The sequence below is a fragment of the Stenotrophomonas sp. 2YAF22 genome, from assembly GCF_052114665.1.
Classification (GTDB): domain Bacteria; phylum Pseudomonadota; class Gammaproteobacteria; order Xanthomonadales; family Xanthomonadaceae; genus Stenotrophomonas; species Stenotrophomonas indicatrix.
Window position 1 is genome coordinate 1 of sequence record NZ_JBFRFE010000886.1, and the last position, 1,207, is coordinate 1,207.

Sequence of the window (1,207 nt, forward strand, 5' to 3'; positions counted from 1 at the left end):
CCGGTGGCGCACACATCGCGTGCGAAGGACTTCGCCGAACCGGACAACCCGTACAACATGGGCATGACCGGAGTCTTCGGCATCGAATCCGGGTTCCACACGTTGATGGAGTGCGACACGCTGCTGCTGCTCGGCGCGGATTTCGCCTGGGGCCAGTTCTATCCGGACAAGGCCACGATCATCCAGGTCGACCGCGACGGCAGCCACCTCGGTCGCCGCCATCCGGTGAACCTGGGCGTGGTCGGTGATATCGCACCGACGCTGGATGCGCTGCTGCCGATGCTGCCCCCGCGCGAAGACAGCAGTTTCCTGGACGAATGCATCGAGCACCGCGACAAGGCGCTGAAGAAGCGCGAGCAGGAGGAGCAGCCGGGTGAGGGCGAGCTGATCCATCCGCAGCACCTGACCGCGCTGCTGTCGAAGTACGCCACCGACGATGCGCTGTTCACCGCGGATGGTGGCTCGCCGATGGTGTGGGTGCTGCGGCACATCCGGGTGAACGGCCGGCGCCGCACGCTGACCAGCCTGCTGCACGGCACGATGGCCAACGCGATGCCGCAGGCGCTGGGTCTGCAGAAGGCCTTCCCGGGGCGGCAGGTGATTTCGTTGTCCGGCGATGGTGGGTTGGCGATGTTGCTGGGCGACCTGCTGACCGCGGTGCAGGAGAATCTTCCGATCAAGGTGGTGGTGTTCAACAACGGCTCGCTGAATTTCGTCGAGCTGGAGCAGAAGGTGGAAGGGCTGCTGGACAACTACACCGACCTGAAGAATCCGGATTTCGGCCGATTGGCCGAGGTGATCGGCTTCCATGGCCGCACGGTGACCCGCAGCGAGGACCTGGAAGAAGCGGTGCAGGATTTCCTGGCCCAGCGTGGGCCGGCGCTGCTGGATGTACACACCAGTCGCGCGGAGCTGGTGATGCCGCCGCAGATCGAGGCCAAGCAGGTGGCGGGCACGGCGTTGTATGCGGCCAAGGCAGTGCTGAGTGGTCGCATCGACGACGTGAAGCATCTGCTGGTGGACAACTTCCTGAAAAAGTGAGGGTTGGGGTCTGATGCAGGGCTGCGCCCTGCACCCGCCGAATCRACGTCAACGTCAACGTCAAAAGCGGGGTATCSGTGGGATGGCGGGGTGGGTCCGGTTGCGGGGGACACCGTAAACCCCCAGACCGGCCCAGCCGCTGGCGGCTGTGCGTTCGGGCGCTTGC

At 65.1% G+C, this 1,207-nt stretch carries 1 protein-coding gene; it reads left to right on the plus strand.

Translation table 11 applies throughout. The features are described from left to right. Window positions 1-1,041 (plus strand): thiamine pyrophosphate-dependent enzyme (locus AB4Y84_RS21990; RefSeq protein ID WP_442250974.1); only part of this gene is annotated, 1,041 nt, incomplete at its 5' end. Window positions 1,042-1,207 lie beyond the last annotated feature (166 nt).